The 15373-nt window shown below is 73.3% G+C and carries 15 protein-coding genes; 6 read left to right on the top strand and 9 right to left on the bottom strand.

Annotation, left to right across the window (positions count from 1 at the left end):
• Positions 1 to 81: 81 nt before the first annotated feature.
• Genes K7396_RS04805 through K7396_RS35900 form a run of 3 tightly spaced genes read right to left on the bottom strand, consistent with a single transcriptional unit; the run spans position 82 to position 2024 of the window.
• Positions 82 to 1137: an isopenicillin N synthase family dioxygenase gene (locus K7396_RS04805; protein WP_223659648.1), complete on the bottom strand. Its 1056-nt coding sequence runs from the start codon at positions 1135 to 1137 to the stop codon at positions 82 to 84.
• Between the two features lie 57 nt (positions 1138 to 1194).
• A complete protein-coding gene (locus K7396_RS04800) occupies positions 1195 to 1791 on the bottom strand; it encodes an LOG family protein (protein ID WP_086720003.1) in 597 nt (198 codons plus the stop codon).
• Positions 1788 to 2024, bottom strand: a complete 237-nt coding sequence (locus tag K7396_RS35900; RefSeq protein ID WP_373866972.1) for a hypothetical protein — start codon at positions 2022 to 2024, stop codon at positions 1788 to 1790. The genes K7396_RS04800 and K7396_RS35900 overlap by 4 nt, the downstream gene beginning before the upstream one ends.
• A gap of 512 nt (positions 2025 to 2536) precedes the next feature.
• Here K7396_RS35900 and K7396_RS04790 point away from each other — a divergent pair.
• From K7396_RS04790 to K7396_RS04775, 4 genes are all read left to right on the top strand, one after another.
• Entirely contained in the window at positions 2537 to 3595 is a 1059-nt protein-coding gene (locus K7396_RS04790) for a hypothetical protein (protein WP_086720002.1), read from the top strand.
• Between the two features lie 104 nt (positions 3596 to 3699).
• On the top strand, positions 3700 to 4782 hold the full coding sequence (locus K7396_RS04785) for a DUF5937 family protein (protein WP_152105092.1): 1083 nt from the start codon (positions 3700 to 3702) through the stop codon (positions 4780 to 4782).
• Between the two features lie 125 nt (positions 4783 to 4907).
• Positions 4908 to 5681 (top strand): DUF72 domain-containing protein, encoded by a 774-nt coding sequence (locus tag K7396_RS04780; RefSeq protein WP_086720190.1) that lies wholly within the window; start codon positions 4908 to 4910, stop codon positions 5679 to 5681.
• 61 nt (positions 5682 to 5742) lie between these two features.
• A complete protein-coding gene (locus K7396_RS04775) occupies positions 5743 to 6027 on the top strand; it encodes an acylphosphatase (protein ID WP_174887013.1) in 285 nt (94 codons plus the stop codon).
• Positions 6028 to 6087: 60 nt separating this feature from the next.
• Here K7396_RS04775 and K7396_RS04770 read toward each other — a convergent pair whose 3' ends face one another.
• From K7396_RS04770 to K7396_RS04750, 5 genes are all read right to left on the bottom strand, one after another.
• A complete protein-coding gene (locus tag K7396_RS04770) occupies positions 6088 to 7116 on the bottom strand; it encodes a UDP-N-acetylmuramate dehydrogenase (protein WP_233476835.1) in 1029 nt (342 codons plus the stop codon).
• Between the two features lie 83 nt (positions 7117 to 7199).
• Entirely contained in the window at positions 7200 to 8498 is a 1299-nt protein-coding gene (locus K7396_RS04765; RefSeq protein ID WP_086720192.1) for a hypothetical protein, read from the bottom strand.
• A 282-nt stretch (positions 8499 to 8780) separates the two neighbouring features.
• A complete protein-coding gene (locus K7396_RS04760) occupies positions 8781 to 10067 on the bottom strand; it encodes an MFS transporter (RefSeq protein WP_086720193.1) in 1287 nt (428 codons plus the stop codon).
• Positions 10068 to 10318: 251 nt separating this feature from the next.
• Complete coding sequence (locus K7396_RS04755) at positions 10319 to 11332, bottom strand: 2-hydroxyacid dehydrogenase (protein WP_086720194.1); 1014 nt, start codon at positions 11330 to 11332, stop codon at positions 10319 to 10321.
• The gene (locus tag K7396_RS04750) at positions 11329 to 12498 is read right to left on the bottom strand and encodes a lactate 2-monooxygenase (RefSeq protein WP_086720195.1); all 1170 of its coding nucleotides are present in this window, start codon (positions 12496 to 12498) and stop codon (positions 11329 to 11331) included. Before K7396_RS04750 ends, K7396_RS04755 begins: the two co-directional genes overlap by 4 nt.
• A 114-nt stretch (positions 12499 to 12612) precedes the next feature.
• On the opposite strand from K7396_RS04750, the gene K7396_RS04745 reads away from it, so the two are divergent.
• Positions 12613 to 13776: a PucR family transcriptional regulator gene (locus K7396_RS04745; protein ID WP_086720196.1), complete on the top strand. Its 1164-nt coding sequence runs from the start codon at positions 12613 to 12615 to the stop codon at positions 13774 to 13776.
• A gap of 56 nt (positions 13777 to 13832) precedes the next feature.
• Here K7396_RS04745 and K7396_RS04740 read toward each other — a convergent pair whose 3' ends face one another.
• On the bottom strand, positions 13833 to 14294 hold the full coding sequence (locus K7396_RS04740; protein WP_086720197.1) for a MarR family winged helix-turn-helix transcriptional regulator: 462 nt from the start codon (positions 14292 to 14294) through the stop codon (positions 13833 to 13835).
• A 97-nt stretch (positions 14295 to 14391) separates the two neighbouring features.
• On the opposite strand from K7396_RS04740, the gene K7396_RS04735 reads away from it, so the two are divergent.
• Entirely contained in the window at positions 14392 to 15231 is an 840-nt protein-coding gene (locus K7396_RS04735; protein ID WP_086720198.1) for an SDR family NAD(P)-dependent oxidoreductase, read from the top strand.
• Positions 15232 to 15373: the final 142 nt, after the last annotated feature.

Genomic DNA, 15373 nt, shown 5'->3' with positions numbered 1-15373 from the left:
AAAACCGTTTCTCTTCGTACGTCGTCGCCGCGGATATCGGCTCGGTGGGGCAGATTCCGGCACGAGCCGACGCGATATCGCCTACAGGTCGTACGCCCGGCGGAATTTGTCCATGATGTATTCGCCGGACAGCACCGGCGCGTACTTGGGCGGGGTGTCCGGACCGGTGCACGTGGGAATGCATTCGATCAGGGTGTCGAAATTCGGCTGGTGGAAGAAAGGCATCGAGAAGCGTTCCCGGTGGGAGAACTCGCGCGGCGGGTTGACCACGCGGTGCACGGTGCTCACCCACGTGTCGTTCGTCCAGATCGCCATGAGGTCACCGATGTTGACCACGAAGGACCCGGGGATCACCGGGACGTCGAGCCAGTCGCCGTTCTTGTCCCGCACCTGCAGCCCGCCCGGGGCGTCGTCCTGGTAGAGGAGGGTGAGGCTGCCCCAGTCGCTGTGCACGCCCTTGCGCAGCTGTCCGGGGTCCGGCGCCACGGGCTGCGCCGGGTAGTAGTTCGCGGTCAGGTTCGTCATGTGCCGGTCGACCTTGGCGTCGAACCAGTCCTCCGGCAGCCGGAGGGCCAGCGCGAACAGCCGCATGATCTCCACGGCGAGGTCCTCCATCCGCGCGTAGTAGGCGCGGTAGGCGTCCTCGAAACCCGGCAGCGCGGGCCACTTGTTGGGCAGGCGCAGTCCGGCGCCGGCCGTCGGCGGCAGCGAGGTGTCGCCCGGGTCGCCCAGCCGGTTGTAGGTGAAGGTCTCCGAGAGGTCGGGGCGGGCGCGCTCCTCCTCCACCGTGGCGTCCGCGTTCGAGGCGGCCAGGCTGCCCTTGCGGCCGAAGCCCCGCATCAGCGGGTCGCGGGCGTCGCTGCGCAGCGCCTCCTTCTGCTCCTGGGGCAGGGCGAAGAACTCCCGCGTCGCGTCGTACATCCGGGTCAGCGTCTCGGCGGGGACGCCGTGCCCGACCACGACGAGGAAGCCGCTGGTCTCGCAGGTCTCGCCGATCGCGTCGGCGACCGCCCGGCGGTCCGCGGCGTCGCCGCCGAGCGCCGAGGCGAGGTCGATCACCGGCACATAGCCGTCGACCACGGTGATGGGGGACCGGGGGCCGTGCTGCGGCATCGGGTGGTCGATGAGTGTGGTCATGGGGATCCTTGTCTGTGCGGGGCCCGTCCCTGCGGGCACAGCCCATGAGTGAGGCGGTCAGGAAAGGTGTGCGGGGGCGGCGTCGCCGGGTGCGGCGGACCACCGCGGGGGCGGCGGCGTCCAGGAGGCGCAGGTCTCCAGGAAGTGCCGGGCGTCGGTGACGGACACGAAGCCGCCGAGTTCCTCCGGGGTCAGGAAGCCGCTGACGGCCATCCGCCGCGCCATGCCGGACAGCCGGTCCCAGTAGCCCTCGATGTCGAGGAGGGTGACGGGCTTGCTGTGGTGGCCCAGGACCAGCCAGGCCCAGACCTCGACGATCTCCTCGACGGTGCCGACGCCGCCGGGCAGGGCGACGAAGCCGTCACCGAGGTCGGCCATCAGCTGCTTGCGCTCGTGCATCGAGTCGACCACGTGCAGTTCCGTCAGGCCCGGGTGTGCGATCTCGGCGTGGACCAGGGACCGGGGCATCACCCCGGTCACCCGGCCGCCCGCCTGGAGCGCGGCGTCGGCCACGGCCCCCATGAGGCCGACGGCGCCGCCGCCGTAGACGATCTCGCAGCCGGCTTCGACCAGTTCGCGGGCGAACCGGCGTGCCTCCTGCGCGAACACCGGCCGGTTACCCGGGGCCGAGCCGGCGTAGACGGTGACCTTCATGCCGACTCCTCGTGTCCGTGTCGTGCGCGGGGAGGGGTCACGGGCTGACCCGGCCGAACTCGTTGAACGCGCCGTGGGTCGCCGGCGGTGGAGACCCGCGCGGCCCGCACCACCCCGATGTCACTCGCGGAGTGGTCGACGAGTTCCACGGTGATCTCGCTGCGCAGCTCGAATCCCGGGTCCGTGCTCGGCGCTGCGGAGGGAGAAAGGGGCAGTTCGCTCATGGTGGTCATGCGGAATTCCTTATTCTGGTGTGCGAAGCGGATGGCAACCGCTTCACGCCGACGTGAGAGTGGGTCTCTTTCCCCATCCGGAATCGGTGGGTGACCTGAATGCCGTCCGATTACGGAGCCCATGAACTTCGGCGTACGCGTGGAGTTTTGCGTCGTCGATTCCCTGGCGCATCGCCATCTTTTCGGCGCCGCGGGTCGGAGGGAATGCCGTGCGGCTATCACCTTGACGCAGTGCGACAAAGTGAGGGGCGGCAAAACGGGCATACTGCACCTTCATGGCGATCCTTCGTTCGGGGTCCGCGTCGTCGCGGGCAGGAGGGGGCGGTGTCGTGGGACGGCGCCGGGCACAAGACCCGTGAGAGGTGAGGGGGGTTGTGCCCGCGCGGGCCAGTGACGGGTCCGGAGCCTTCGCGGACCGGCGGCGGCGTCCGGCGAAGTGGCACCAACATGAGTGGACATGGTCAAATAACGCGAATTCGACGTACCTACGGGCCGGTTATCGAGGTGAGGACATGGGGGACGTGCACGAGACGCAGAGCGCCGAGCTGGCGCAACCGCCCCTGGCGGTGCTCGGGACGGCGGCCAAGAACGCCTACCGGGAAGCGCTCCGCAACGGTGTGCTCGCCCTTCCGCCGACGGGCGCCGAGCACGACGCGCAACGGGCGGCGGCCGGCGAACTCCTCGGCCTGGGACTGCTCCTGCCCGCGCCCGGACGGCCGGACGAACTCCTCCCCGTCGATCCGCGGATCGCCGAGGCACGCCTCGGATCCGCCTGGCGGGCCAGAGCCCTGGAACTCCTCGACCGGGCCTCGGACCTCGGCGACGAACTCGCGCCCTTCATCGAGGAGTACCGCGAACCCGCCCTGCCGGCCGAGGAGAGCCCCGGGTCCGAGCGGCTGAGCGGCTCCGCCACCGTCAACTGGCATCTGGACCAGGCGCTCAGCTCATGCCGCGAAGAGCTGCTCACCGCCCAGCCCGGCGGCGGCCGGCCGGTCGAGTTCCTGCAGGAGGCCCTGGACCGCGACCACGCCGTGCTGCGCCGCGGCGCGGCCATGCGCACGCTCTACCTGCACAGCGCGCGCTTCGACGGGCCCACGCGGGAGTACGTCGAGGGCGTACGCGCCCTGGGCGGCCAGGTCCGCACCCTGGCCGACCTCTTCGAGCGCCTCATCGTCGTCGACCGGCGGATCGCGTTCGTCCCCGCGCCCGACCACGACGGCGACGCGATCGTGGTCAGGGACCCGGCCGTCGTCCACTACCTCGCCGACGTCTTCGACCGCAGCTGGCAGCGCGCCAGCGAGTTCCCCACCGGCCAGGAGCCCGCCGCCGCGCCGTACATCGCCGACGAGACGCGCCGCGCCATCGTCCAGCTGCTGATCGAGGGCGAGAGCGAGGCGAGCATCGCCCGCCGCGTCGGGCTCAGCAAACGCAGCTGCGCCGCGCACATCGCCAAGCTCAAGCAGAACCTCGGCGTCCAGACGCTCTTCCAGCTCGGCTACCGTGTCGCCGCAACGGGCCTGAGCAGCGTCGACATTCCGGCCGGCGGCGGCCCCGACACGTCCTCGGAGTGATTGCATGCCGGTCACTGTGCCGAGCGCCCCGCCCGCCGCCGCAACAGTTGACGATCAACGTCAACTGTGTGGCCTGAGCAGCACCCGCTGCGGAAGGTGACCCCGTGAGCGTCGTCCTCGACATCAGCCGTCTGGAGCCCCGGCAGGTGCTGTTCGCTCCGTCCCCGCTGTCGGAACTGGCGGAAATGCTCCATGTCCTGTCCGCCCCGGATCACCACCCCGGCCTGCGGGCGTGGGCCACGGCCACCGCCACGGGGCTGTCCTCCGGCCTGGCCGACCGGCTCGCCGAGGCGGACTTCCTCTGGCACGCCACCCGCGCCGACATCCTCCTGCCCGCCCGGCCCGCCGCCACCCTCGCCGAGGAACTGGACGCCCTGGACGAACGGGACGACGAGACCTTCGTGGCCTCCGCCCTGGAGATCTCCTGCATGGCGCAGTACCACCGGGGCGTCCCCCAGCCGCTGATCAGCGCGAAGGACGCACAGGAGGCCCGCGAGCGGGCCGCGATCCGCGGCCCGCGGCAGGCCGCCTTCGCCGACCGGCTGCTCACCGACCCCCGGGGGGTCCGCGCCTGGCTGCGCCGGCTGTTCCAGGACTGCGAGCGGGAGTTCTTCGCGGACGCCTGGCACGACGCCCGCACCCGCCTGTACGCCGACGCCCGGCACAAGACGGAACTGCTCCGGCGCAAGGGCCTGGCCCCCGCCCTGACCGCCATCTCGCCCGCCCTCCAACTCGACGACCAGCAGCAGCGTCTGGTCATCGACAAACTCGTGGACGGCGCGGGAACGACCTCCGACCTGGGGCTCACCTGCATCCCGACCGCGTTCGGCCGGCCCCACCTGGTCACCATGATCACCCCCGGCTGGCGACCCGTCATCCAGTACCCCATCACCACCCCCGACCTGCCCCGCCCCATGACGGTCAACCTGCTCCAGGCCCGCCTGGAAGCGCTCGCCCACCCGGTGCGCATGCGCATGTGCCGCGCCCTGGCCCGCGGCTCGCACACCACCGGCGAACTGGCCGCCGCCCACGGCCTCACCGCACCGGAGGCCTCCCGCCACATCGCGCGCCTCAAGAAGGCGGGCCTGATCACCACCCAGCGCCGCGGCCGCTACGTCGGGTACCAGCTCGACCTGAACACCGTGGCCCGCCTGGGCAGCGACTTCCTCGACAGCCTGCTGCGCTGAACGGCACCCGTCCGGGACAGCCGGCCCCCGGGCCCGGCCCCGGCGCCGGCACGGTACGCCGGACGGCCGGTCCCCGCGAGCGACGGCTGATAGACCCCGCCCCCGGCCGGGCAGGCATCCGGGTCATGACCGTCCTCGTCGGAACCTCCGGCTGGCAGTACAAGGACTGGCGCGGGGTCCTCTACCCGGCGGACCGGCCACAGCGGCTCTGGCTGGAAGAGTACGCGCGGCAGTTCGCCACCGTCGAGAGCAACGCCGCCTTCTACCGGCTGCCCGAGGAGACCACCTTCGCCGACTGGCGCGACCGCACCCCCGACGGGTTCGTGATGGCCGTCAAGGCCAGCCGCTATCTGACGCACATCAAGCGGCTGCGCGATCCCCGGGAGCCGGTCGGGCGCCTGATGTCGCGCGCCGCCGCCCTGGGTCCCCGGCTCGGGCCCGTCCTGCTCCAACTGCCTCCCACCCTGCACGCGGACGCCGGACTGCTGGACACCTGCCTCGGCTGCTTCCCCGCCGGCACCCGGGTGGTGGTCGAACCGCGCCACGCCTCGTGGTGGACGCCGCGGATCCGCGCCGTGCTGGAGACGCGGGGCGCCGCGCTGTGCTGGGCCGACCGGGACTCCCGGCCCGTGACGCCCCTGTGGCGGACCGCCGACTGGGGGTACCTGCGCCTGCACGGCGGCCGGGCGGACCCCGCGCCCCGCTACGGCCGGCAGGCGCTCACCACCTGGGCGCGACGGATCGCCGGCACCTGGCCCGACCGGGCCGACGTCTACACGTACTTCAACAACGACACGGGCGCGGCGGCCGTCCACGACGCCGTCCGCTTCGCCCGCGCCGTCTCGGCCGCCGGCCGCTCGGTGAGCCGTACGCCGTCCGGGCGTGGCTCCGCCCGTTGACCGCGAGGGCGGGATATATCTGCGCTCGTACCGCCGGGCGAGCGAACGAGGTGAGGCACGGATGATCCGCAGACGGGTGGTGGTCTCCGGAGACGTGCAGGGGGTGTTCTTCCGCGACACCTGCCGGCGCATGGCCGACACGCACCAGGTGGCCGGCTGGGTGCGGAACCTGCCGGGCGGGGAGGTGGAGGCCGTGTTCGAGGGGGAGCCCGAGCGCGTACAGGAACTGGTGGACTGGGCGCACGAGGGACCGCCGATGGCGACCGTCAACACGGTGTCCGTCCACGAGGAGGAGCCGCAGGGGCCGACGGGCTTCGAGATCCGGCCGACGCCCGGCGGGTTCTGACGAGCCGGTGCCGCGGGGGCGTGCGCGGCGGCGGGCAGGTCCGGCGGGCGCGGGCCGAGTTCAGAGGAGGTCGACCTCGGAGGTGAGCCGCACCCCGGTGCTGCGGAGCACTTCCTGGAGGACGATGTCGATCGCCCGGGTGAAACCGGCGGCGCTCGCCCCCTCTTCGGCGACCAGGGTGTAGTGCAGGGAGGAGATCCGTACGCCCGGGACGATCGGCCGGCGCAGCGCGAACCCGGCCTCCCGGATGAGCCAGCTCGCACTGACCCGGGTCGAGCCGTCGGGGAAACGGTTCACCGGTGCCCGGCGCGCCCGCAGGCGCTCGGCCTGCGCGGGGGAGATCTCGGGGCTGAGGAACACACTGCCCACCGAGCGGTCGTCGCTGCCACTGCACCCCAGGACCATGCCCTTGCTCTTCCGGACGGCGAGCACCGCCCGGGCCGCCTCGTCCAGCGGCACCCTGCTCCCGACCGGGACCCCCAGCTCGGCGGCGACCGTCCGGTAGGTGACCGGCGCGCTCAGCTCGGCGCGGCGCAGGGCGAAGACCAGGCTCAGCACGGTCCACCGGCGGGAGTGCTTGAAGACGCTGGTGCGGTGGCCCAGGCCGCAGGCCGCCGCGTCCAGGGTCACCATCCGGCCCGACTCCCAGTCCCAGGCGGTGACTTCCACCAGGGTGTCGGCCGTCTCCTGGCCGTACGCGCCGACGTTCTGGACGGGGAGGGCGCCCGTCGTCCCGGGGATGCCCACCAGCATCTCCATGCCGGTCAGGCCCTCGGCGATGGTGGTCTCGACGAGGTCGGCGAGCAGGTGGCCGGCCTGGACCTCGACCAGCACCCGCCCGTCGGGGGTGCTCCCGGCGACACGGACGCCCTTGGTGCTCATCCGCAGCACGGCGCCGTCGCACCCGGTGTCGCCGACCAGCACATTGCTGCCTTCTCCCAGGCAGACGGGCTCGCCGGGGAAGGTGCCGGCCAGCGCCACGAACTCGGGGAAGTCCGCGGGGTCGTACAGCTCGATGAGGGCCGCCGCCGGTCCGCCGATGCCCAGCGTCGTCAGCGGGGCGAGCGGTGCCTCGTGAGTGACTCGCATGTGTTTCTGTTTCTCCTGGATGCCGTTCCGGGGGTGGGGGGTGCCGAGGTGGCGGGCGGCCGCTGGAGCCCCGGGCTCCATGCCTAGCAGGCTGCCTGTGCCCGCTCCACTTCCAGCAGGTCGTCGGCCCGTTGCACGATCTCGCGCGCCACCGCGCTGTCGTGGCGCGAGAACCCCTGCCGCAGGGCCGTGAGCCGGGTGTGCGCCCGCTGCGAGGTGACGTTCTCGGCGAGGGCCAGGGCCTGGGCCGCGGCCTCGGCGGCGCCGTCGACCTCACGGTGCGCCAACCGCGCCTCGGCCAGCGAGGTGCTGTGCAGCAGCAGGTTGCGCGGCTGGCTGCCGCGGAGCATGTCGATGCCCTGGGCGAGATACGACTCCGCCTCCTGGGGGCGCCCCAGCTCCAGCCAGGCCCGTCCGGCATCGGCCACCATGACGCCGGGCGTGAGCCAGTAGGCCCAGGGCGCGCCGGACGAGGGCCGCCCGGTCCGGCTCAGCTCGGCGGCCTCGTCCAGGGCCCGCCGGCAGCCCGCCTCGTCGCCGAGACCCGCGTGGGCCCTGGCCTCGCGGGTGGCCAGCAGCGCCTGGCCGATGCCCATGTCCTCCCGCGCCGATCCCTTGCGGGCGATCCGGATCAGCCGCAGGGCGTCCTCCGGCCGTCCGGCCCACAGGGCGCGGTAGCTCATGCAGGAGATGATGTACGCGGCGAGCGGCCGGTCGCCGGCGGCACGTGCGGCGCCCAGCGCCGTCAGGAAGCGGGAGCTGCTCAGCTCGTCCCTGCCCTGGTCGGCGGTCAACCAGGCGCAGAGCTGGCCGAGTTCGGCGATGATCCGGTGCAGTCGCAGGCCCGTCGGGGCGTCGTAGGAGTAGGCCGCCGCCAGCTTCTTGGCCCACTGCAGGTCATGGAGCGCCCAGTCCAGTACGAGCCCGCTGCTGCAGCTGTCGTCCAGCCTGCGCAGCTGCTGGATCCGGTCGGTGAGCATCCCGACCGCGACGTCGGGAATCTCCTCGCCGCGGGGCCGGGCGGGCGGCGGCGGGTCGTCGGTCACCAGCCAGTCCACCGAGGCGGCGAGCGGGTCCGGGGCGGCCGGGCGGGAGAGGGGCTTCGCGGTGCGCCGCTGCGCGGACGGGCGCCGGCAGGAGGCCGCGGGGAAGTGCTCGGGCCACAGCGCCGCGACTCCGATCGGCTCGCCGAGGTGGTCGGAGAGGATCGTGGCGACGATGTGCGGCAGCCGGCGCCGGGGACACGCGCCCTTCAGCCAGTTGTAGGGCGCCTTGCTGCTGATGGTGCCGTTGCCGCACCGTTTGTTGATCTCCCGGGCCAGCCGCTCCGGCGGCCAGGATAATCGCGCCAGGCAGGACGCTAAGACGGACGTGTCGTTCATCGGCGGGGAACCTCGGCCGCGGCGGCGCTCGCCGCCGGCGTGGTGGTGTCCGGAGCGGGATCGCCCGGCTCCGGGAGGGGCGGGGGGTGTTCCGACGGGGTGCCGGGCGTGAGCCGGATCGGGCCGACGGTGTGCATACCTGCTTTCACGCCCCCCTGCCGAGAACTGCCTGACAATCCTAGGGATGCCCGGGCGGTCGGTGGTGAATCTGTGATGACGGACACAGCAACTGCCCGGCATGTGCAGGTGCGTTGACCTCGCACGAGACCGTGGGCCCGGCCCTCAGACCCGGAGCGGCTGCCGGGCCGGGCCGGCGTCGGCCACCGCGGCCTGCCGCAGCGCCGCCCAGTAGAGCGCGACCCCCACGGCCAGCACGGCGACGGCGAACAGGAAGGGCGTCGCGAACGACCCGGTCGCCTGCGCCAGCCAGCCGGTGAGCAGCACCCCGCCGGCCGTGGCCGCCGTGTTGAGGAAGTTCATCAGGCCGCTCACCGCTCCCACGGTCCCCGGCGGGGCGAGCAGCCCCGGCAGGCCCCAGGCGACGGGCGCGGCGATGGCCAGCCCCGCCAGGGAGAGGGACATCCAGACGACGGCCATGGCGGGCGAGCCGGCGCTCCCCGCGGCGCCGATCGTCGCGCCGAGCGCCAGCCCGCACGTCAGCACCGTCCTGCGCACCGTCCACGCGTCACGTCCCCGGCGCACCAGCCGGTCCACCAGCAGCCCCCCGACGAGGAGTTCGGCCACCGTCGCCACCGCCCACGGAATCATCGCGTAGAAGCCGGACTGCAGCAGCCGCACATGGAACTCCCGCTGGAGGAACTCCGGCATCCAGGTCAGCACGATGTTGATGGTGTAGCCGTAACAGGCGAAGCCGCAGGACAGGAGCCAGATCCGGCCCGAACGCAGCGCCGGGCGGAACTGCCGTGCGCCGCCCCGGTCGGCGTCCCTGGCCCCGCCTTCGAGGATGAACGCGCGCTCCGCCGGACGCAGCGAGCGGTAGGCGGACGGGTCCCGGTAACCCCACCACCACACGGCGGTGAACAGCGCGCTGACCACGGCCGTGAATACGAACCCGGCCCGCCAGCCCCACTCGCTCATCACGAACGCCAGGACCGGGAAGGCCACCATGTTGGCGAGTTTGGTGGCGCCGTCGAACATCGCGGTGGCCGTACCGCGCTCGCTGAGCGGGAACCACGCCGCGGTCGCCTTGGAGGCGCCGACCATCGAGGGCCCCTCGGCGACCCCGAGCAGCAGCCGGGCCGCGATGAGGGGCCCCACCCCGCCGGCCACCGCGGTCAGCAGCCCGGCGACGCTCCACAGGGCGGCGGCGATCCGGGTCAGCCGTGAGACGCCCAGGAGGTCGACCAGCAGGCCGGCCGGCAACTGGACCAGGCAGTACGACCAGGTGAACGCCGAGAGGACCACCCCGAGTTGTCCGAGGTCCAGCCCGAAGTCGTCGGCGATCGAGCTGCTCGCCACCGAGAGCGCGGTGCGGTCGAGGAAGTTGACGAGGATGCCGGTGGCGAGGAGTCCGCCCATCGCCCAACGGATCCGTCCACGGGGTGCCACGCGGGTGAACCAGCCTTTCCTGCCGCGGCCGTCACGGAACGCGCGACGGCCCTGGGGTGTCCTGCCAAAGGCCCCACCGGGCCGCCCGGACACCCGGCCGGTGGCGGACCGGCCGGACCGGCCGGGCGTGATCGGCGGGACACCGCCCCATGGTGATCACAACCGGACCGGTCCGGTCACCGCTGCGCCGGACAATGGCCGAATGCGAGCGGCCGCGCCGGCACCGGCAGCACGCGGACGTGGCGCGGCCGCTACGCGACGACGTCCCGCAGCGGCTTGCCCTCCAGGTGGCCGAGGACGTTCTGCACGGCGGCCAGCGCGATGCGCACCAGCGTCTCGCGGGTGACGCCCGCGACGTGCGGGGAGAGCACCACGTTCGGGGCCTTGAGCAGCCGCAGGGCCGCCGTCGGCGGTTCGGGGTCGAAGACGTCCAGGCCGGCGCCGGCGAGAGTGCCGGCCGCCAGGGCGTCCGCGAGGGCGTCCTGGTCGATGAGCGCACCGCGGGCGGTGTTGATCACGAAGGCGGTGGGCTTGAGGAGGGCCAGCCGCTCCGCGTCGAGGAGGTTGCGGGTCCGGTCGGTGAGCGGGGCGTGCAGGGTGACGTAGTCGGAGGTGCGCAGCAGCGCGTCGAGGTCGAGGTGGCGGGCGCCGCCGAGGCGGGCCTCGGTCTCCGGGGCGGCCGGCTTCGGCCCCGTGTACACGATGTTCATGTCGAACGCCACGGCGCGGCGGGCGACTTCCTCGCCGATGTGGCCGAGACCGACGATGCCGAGGGTCTTCCCGGACAGCTCGGTGATGGACTGCTGCAGGCGCGGCAGCGCCCAGTCGGCCTCGACGAGCGCTTGATGGGCCGGGACCAGCTGCTTGGCCAGGGCGAGCATCAGGGCGAAGGTCTGCTCGGCGACGTTTTGCTTCTCCGCTCCGCTGGAGCCGATGTTGCAGACCGGGATGCCCCTCTCGCGGGCCGCGTCCACGTCCACGTAGTCGAAGCCGTGGCTGGCGCACTGGACGACCTCCAGGTCCGGCGCGGCCGCCAGATGCGCGGCGGTGACCGGGCCCAGGCCGGTGATGAGGAGATGGGCCGCGCGCAGCGCCTCGGGGTCCTCGTCGGTGGTCTCGACGACGGTGACCCGGGCCTGTCCGGGGAAGAGGCCGGCCAGCGCGGCGCCGGCGGCGCGGCCGCCGACGTGCGGGGAGACGACCGCGAGGACGTTGCGCACCGGGTGCGGTGCCGCGGCGGGGGACGGGTCCGGCGAAGTGGTCATGCGGATTCCTCGATGAGGTCGTCGGCGGTCAGCGTGGCCGGGCGGGAGTGCCCGGACAGCGCGAGGGTCAGGTCGAGTTCGGCGAGCAGACAGCGGATGACGTGCTCGACGCCCGCCTGTCCGTCGAGGCCGAGCCCATAGGCGTACGGGCGCCCCACCAGCACCGACGCGGCGCCCAGCGCCAGCGCCTTGACGATGTCGTCGCCGGTGCGGATGCCGCTGTCGAAGAGCACGGTGAGCCGGTCGGCCGCCGCCGCCACGACGCGGGGCAGGGCGTCGGCGGCGGCGACGGAGCCCGCCACCTGGCGGCCGCCGTGGTTGGAGACGACCACCCCGTCCATGCCGGCCTCGGCGGCCCGCAGGGCGTCCTCGGGGTGCAGGATGCCCTTGAGCACGATCGGGCCGTCCCAGTTCTCGCGCAGGAACGCCAGGTCCGGCCAGGTCTTGGCGGGGTCGGCGAACATCCCCAGGAAGTGCATCACGGCCGCGTTCGGGTCCTCGTGCACCGGTTTGGCGAGCCCGGCGCGGAACGCGGGATCGGTGAAGTAGTTGGCGGTGCCCACGCCGTGCAGGAACGGCAGGTACGCCTGGTCGAGGTCGCGCGGCCGCCAGGCCAGCAGCGGGGTGTCGAGGGTGACGAACAGCGCGGTGTACCCGGCGGCTTTCGCCCGCTGCAGGAAGCTCCTGGTGACCTCGCGGTCCTTGGCCCAGTACAGCTGGAACCACCGCTCCCCGTCGCCCATCGCCCCGGCGACCTCCTCCATGGGCGTACTGGAGGCGGAGGACAGGATGTAGGGAACGCCCTGGGCCGCGGCGGCCCGTGCCGCGCCGGACTCGGCGTCCGGATGCATGATCGACAGCACGCCCACCGGCGCCAGCGCGAGCGGCGCGGGCAGCGACCGCCCCCACAGCTCCACGGACAGATCGCGGTCCTGCACCTCGCGCAGCATCCGCGGCACGATCCGCCGGCGGTCCAGCGCCGCCCGGTTGGCGGCGGCGGTGCTGCCGGTGCCCGCGCTGCCCGCCACATAGCCGACCGGACCGGGCCCCAGGCGCCGCTCGGCGAGCTCCTCCAGCCGGGTCGGATCGGTCGGCAGCCGCGGTACCGCGCCCGTCATGCCGTGGAGATAGATCTCGTACTGGAAGTCCGCCCAGTGCTTCGCCATCCGTCGGTCCCGCCTCTCGTCGCTGAGACTGCGTGCTCCCCGAGATCCTGGCGACCGTGACCACACCCGTCCACCGCGCTGCGCACAACACGCGGGTGGAATCATCACCCCGTGATGAAGGAACGGGAGCGCATCCGGCAGCAGCTGATCGCCGACCCGGGCGTGGTCGCGACGATCGTCACCGCCGTGCGCGAGCAGGTGCCCGCCTACGCCGCCCTCGACGACGGCCGGCTGCACGAGGTGCGCGCCATCGCCGCCTGGGCGCTGGACCGGCTGCTCCACCTCTGGGCCACCGACAGCGCCCTCACCCCGGCCGACGTCCGCCGGTTCCGCGGGATCGCGGCGGCACGGGCCGCGGACGGCCGCCCGGTGCAGGCGGTCCTGCGGGCCTACCGGGTCGCGGCGACGATGATGACGGACGAGGTGGCCGCCGCGACGCCCCCGCCGGGCGCGTCGGACGCCTTCGCGCTCGCGCGGATGGCGCTGACCACCCTCGACACCCTCTCCGAGGAGATGGCCACGGCCTACACCGCGGCCGGCGACGACCTCACCGCGGACCGCGACCGGTCGCTGCGCCTGCTCCTCGACGACCTGATCGCCGGACGGCACGCCTCCATCGGCGCGCTGACCGACCGTGCCGCCCGGCTGGGCAGCCAACTCCCGGACCCTTATTGCCTGTTGGTGGCCGAGTCCGCCGACGCGGACGGCGCGGGCCTGACACCGGAGGCGGCCACCGGGCTCCTGGCCGCGCTCGACGGGCCCGGCGGCGGCCTCACCCCGCTGGTGACGGTCCGGGGCCCGCGCGCCGTCCTGCTGCTGCCCGTCGCGTCCGGCCGGGCCGCGCCCCGGGTCCTGGGCGAGCGGGGCCTGCGCGGCTGCGCGATCTCGGGGGAAAGCCTGGACCGGGTCGCCGTCGCCTACCGTCTCGCGGCCGACGCCCTGGACGCGGCACCCGCGCACGCCCACCACCCCGGGCGGCTCCTGACGGACGGAGACGCCCAGGTGCTGGCGCTCCTCGGCGGACGCCCCGCCGCCACTCCCGAGCAGATCGGCCGGCTGATCCTCGGCCCGCTCGTCCAGCCCGGCCGCCGCCACCTGATGGAGGCGCTCACCACCTACCTCGACACGGGCTCCGCCACCGCCGCCGCGCGCAGGCTCGGCCTCCACCCGCAGTCGCTGCGCTACCGGCTGCGCCGCATCGGCGACCTCACCGCGCGGGACCCGCGCGATCCCTGGCAGCGGCTCACCCTCGACATCGCCCGCACGATCGCGCCCTGAGGCGCGGGGCGTCCGGGCCGGCGTCCGGACCGGCCCGTGCGGCGGCCGCAGGGGCCTCAGGCGTTCTTGTGCGCCTTGAGCTTCTTCCAGACGGTGCTGAGCGCCGCGAGGTCGTCCTCGTCGAGGACATCGGTGAACACCGGGGCCAGGCAGGAGCGGCGGGTGGCGTCGGCCTCCTCGAAGAGACGGCGGCCCTCCGGGGTGAGGGACACCTCCACGGAGCGGGCGTCGCTCGCGGAGGGGGTGCGGGTGACCAGACCGCGGTTCCGCAGCGCGTCCACCACGCGGGAGACCTGGCTGCGGCTGAGCATGGTGCTGTTGCCGAGCACGGAGGCGGGGACCGGGTCCGGGCTGGAGGCGAGCCAGAGCATCACCTCGAACCAGGAGACCGGGAGGTCGTGCGCCTTGGTCAGGGCGCGGTCCACGCGTTCGGTGAGGACGGTTCCGGCCCAGACCAGCCCGTAGAAAGCATGGTCGGCCACGGGCATCTCGGCCTGGGTGAGCTTCCTTTTCGCCATGCCGCCAGGCTACCGGTTGCGTGTGCGCGCACATAATGCCTATGGTGTGTGTACACGCACTTAAATTGCTCCGTCGCACGGGGCCGAAGGGTTCACCATGTCTTCCAAGGTTGTTCTGATCACCGGCACGTCCTCCGGTATCGGCCTGGCCGCCGCGGTCGCCGCGGCGCGGGCCGGCTGGCGGGTCGTTGCCACGCTGCGCGACCCGGGCCGCGCCGACGCCCTGTGCGCGGCGGCCGCGGACGCCGGTGTGGAGCTCGACGTGCGGCGGCTCGACGTCACCGACGAGGCGTCCGTCGCCGCCGCGATCGACGGGGTCGTCGCGGACCACGGCCGCCTCGACGCCGTGATCAACAACGCCGGGGCCGGTCACCTCGGCACGCTGGAGAACGAGTCCGTCGACGCGGTGCGCGCGGTGATGGAGGTCAACTTCTTCGGGGTGCTGCACGTCTCGAAGGCGGCGCTGCCGCACCTGCGGGCCTCCGGCGGCCGCCTGATCACCGTCACCAGTGTCGGCGGGGTCGTCGGCCAGCCCTTCAATGAGGCGTACTGCGCCGCCAAGTTCGCCGTCGAGGGCTACATGGAGAGCCTGGCGCCGGTGGCGGCCCGGCTCGGGGTGACGGTCTCCGTCGTCGAACCCGGCGCCGTGGCAACCGAGTTCGTCAACAACATCGGGCTCGACCTGGCCGGCGAGGTCGCCGCCGCGGGGCCGTACGCGGAGGCGCTGCAGGCCTACGTGGACCGCACCGTCGCGCAGTTCCACAACGGCGCGCAGACCCCGGCCGAGGCTGCCGAGGCCGTGCTGGAGGCGCTCACCGCGGACCGGCCCGCGTTCCGCCTCCAGACCTCGGACTGGGCGCGCGACTTCACCGGCGTCAAGCTCGCCGACCTGGACGGCTCGGCGGTGCTCGGCCTGACCGGCGGCTGGGTGGGCTGACCCGGCGCGGACGGAGTGGGGCCCGGGCCCTCCCGCGAGGGGGCCCGGGCGTAAAAAGTCACGTCAAAGATATTCCCAAGAGAATCCCCATTAACGGCTGTCCTATTCGGCGGTGGAGTGGAAAGGCCGGGATGCTTCCGGT

The organism is Streptomyces angustmyceticus, assembly GCF_019933235.1.
Classification (GTDB): Bacteria; Actinomycetota; Actinomycetes; order Streptomycetales; family Streptomycetaceae; genus Streptomyces; species Streptomyces angustmyceticus.
Note: the sequence above shows the minus strand (reverse complement) of the source record. Positions and strands in the feature narration are given on the sequence as shown.